At 32.3% G+C, this 2,870-nt stretch carries 2 protein-coding genes; both read right to left on the reverse strand.

Annotation, left to right across the window (positions count from 1 at the left end; genetic code table 11):
- Positions 1-88: 88 nt before the first annotated feature.
- Complete coding sequence (locus tag Q0370_RS04075) at positions 89-727, reverse strand: 3'-5' exonuclease (RefSeq protein ID WP_299572484.1); 639 nt, start codon at positions 725-727, stop codon at positions 89-91.
- 42 nt (positions 728-769) lie between these two features.
- The gene (gene lepA / locus Q0370_RS04080) at positions 770-2,566 is read right to left on the reverse strand and encodes a translation elongation factor 4 (protein ID WP_299572487.1); all 1,797 of its coding nucleotides are present in this window, start codon (positions 2,564-2,566) and stop codon (positions 770-772) included.
- Positions 2,567-2,870: the final 304 nt, after the last annotated feature.

Genomic DNA, 2,870 nt, shown 5'->3' on the forward strand with positions numbered 1-2,870 from the left:
CAGATTTTTTGGCTAAAATACTCATTTTCACTCCATTTGTTTTACTTTAATTCTATTTTTTGACTTTACATAAATATTTTTTCAAAAATTATTCTTTTTCTAGAAATTCTAAAATCCGCTTATTTCCAGTCTTATGCTTCATCATCTTGAAGAAAATTCTAAACATTATAAGAACATCGTAATAACTGCCGTGCAACTGGCTTTCTTCAAATGGGATATTATAGTAATTGGCACATTCCATAAGTTTTGGCCATTTGTAATTTCCGTACGAAGAACCGTTTACTTTAACGATGTCTATATTTGTTAGCATTGTGTCAAATTGATTTTGCAGAGGGAAATCTACGAAACTTCTGTCAAATTTTATGTTATGGGCGACAAAATGGTTTGTATCCTGACAAAACAAAAAGAAATTATCCATATCTTCCTTAAAAGTCAAAGGATATTCAATTCCTGTATTTTGAATGATGCTCTTTCTTTCGTTTAAAATCACATCATCTGTCAATCCGTTTACGCTAACTGCACCCTCATTTAACTCCTCACCTTCATTTCTGAAATAAAATCTGTTAAATTCAGATACTTTTTTCCATTTATTTCTTTCTTCTCCAGTATTTTCAGAATTATAATTCACTTTTATTGCAGACATTGACAAAACTGAACTTCCCTGAAATCCATTTGTTTCCACATCAAAAAATATTATATTCTTATTTAGTTTTTTTTCTTTGTTCACTTTTTTCTCTTTTCCTTATATTTTTACACAAGATATAAAAAATTAATCATTTAGTTTTAATACTGATAAAAACGCTTCTTGCGGTATTTCTACATTTCCGATTGCCTTCATACGTTTTTTACCTTCTTTTTGTTTTTCTAATAATTTTTTCTTACGTGTAATATCTCCACCATAACATTTTGCAAGCACATTCTTTCTAAGTGCCTTAATTGTTTCCCTTGCGATTATTTTTGTACCCAATGCAGCCTGTAATGGTATTTCAAACTGCTGTCTTGGAATTACATCTTTTAATTTTTCAACGATTGCACGTCCTCTGTAATAGGCATTATCTTTATGAGCAATGAATGAAAAGGCATCTACTGGATTTCCACTTACCAAAATATCGACTTTTACCAAATCCGATTCCTTATATCCAATCATTTCATATTCAAATGAAGCATACCCTTTTGTACGTGATTTCAATTTATCATAAAAATCAATTACTATTTCTGCAAGCGGCAAATCGTAGCTTATCATTGTACGAGTTTCATCAAGGTAATTCATATTAAGGAAAGTTCCTCTTTTTTCCTGACAAAGTTCCATTACATTTCCAACATAATCTTTTGGAACTATGATTGTCCCTTTTACATAAGGCTCTTCAATGTACTTTTTCCCTTCTGGAAATTCTGCAGGATTGTCAATTACAATCATTTCCCCTTGTTCAGGTGTTACGTTATATTTAACCGATGGTGCTGTTGAAATCAAGTCAATGTTAAATTCACGACGCAATCTTTCTACAACTATTTCCATGTGTAAAAGCCCTAAGAATCCACATCTGAATCCAAATCCCAACGCAAGTGAAGTCTCTGGAGCATAAGATAATGAAGCATCATTCAACTGTAATTTTTCCAATGCTTCCCTTAAATCTTCATAATCATCTGTTGAAACTGGATAAATTCCCGCAAAAACCATACTTAATGCAGGACGGTATCCTTCAAGAGCTGTATCTGTCGGATTTTTTACGTGCGTAATTGTATCCCCAACTTGTGTATCTTTGATTGACTTAATTCCCGTTATAATATATCCAACTGAGCCAACTGTCAATTCATCAACTTCCTTCATTTTAGGCGAGAAAATCCCAACTTCTAATACGTCAAATTCCTTTTCGGTAGACATAATCTTAATTCTGTCTCCTTTTGCAATTTTCCCTTCAATTATTCTAATGTACGTTATAACTCCTCTAAAATCATCATAATGAGAGTCAAAAATTAACGCCTTCAAAGGATTGTTAATTTCCCCTTTAGGTGCAGGAATATGCTCAATAATTGATTCCAGCAAATCTTCAATTCCAAATCCAGTTTTTCCAGAAACAAGAACAGCATCGTCTGCAGGAAGCCCAATAACTTCCTCTATTTCCATCTTAACCTTCTCAGGATCAGCTGAAGGTAAGTCAATCTTGTTTATTACAGGCAATATTTCCAAATCGTTTTCCAAAGCCAAATACACATTTGCCAATGTTTGTGCTTCAATTCCCTGTGCAGCGTCAACTACGAGCAAGGCTCCGTCACAAGCGGCAAGCGATCTTGATACTTCGTAAATAAAATCGACGTGTCCTGGCGTATCAATTAAATTTAACTCATAAGTCTCCCCGTTTCGAGCCTTATACTTCAATGTAACTGCCTGTGCCTTAATAGTTATCCCTTTTTCCCTTTCTAAATCCATGCTATCCAACAGCTGATCTACCATTTCCCTTTGCGTTACAGTTCCTGTCTGCTCCAAAAGCCTATCCGCAATAGTTGATTTTCCATGATCAATGTGTGCTATTATCGAAAAATTTCTTTTATTTTTTTGATCCAACATTTATATTGTTTCCTCCGTTTACTCGTTTATTATCTTCTTTGTTATATTTTTAAAATGAGTAACTATTCTATCCGAATCTAGTTACTCAGCAATATGTATATTATATAATAATTTTACATTTTTTCATAGTCTTTGTGAAAAATATTTTACCAAAATTCAGTTATTTTTTATATTTTATTCCAAATTTTCGTGAAATTATAGCAAAACCACTTTAAAACTGAACTTCAAGACCATGACTATTTTATTCAAACCTAGAGTTTATATAATTTTTAATATATTCTAGTACACTTTAAAATTGGAAATA

The sequence above is a fragment of the uncultured Leptotrichia sp. genome, assembly GCF_938036635.1.
Lineage (GTDB): Bacteria > Fusobacteriota > Fusobacteriia > Fusobacteriales > Leptotrichiaceae > Leptotrichia > Leptotrichia hongkongensis.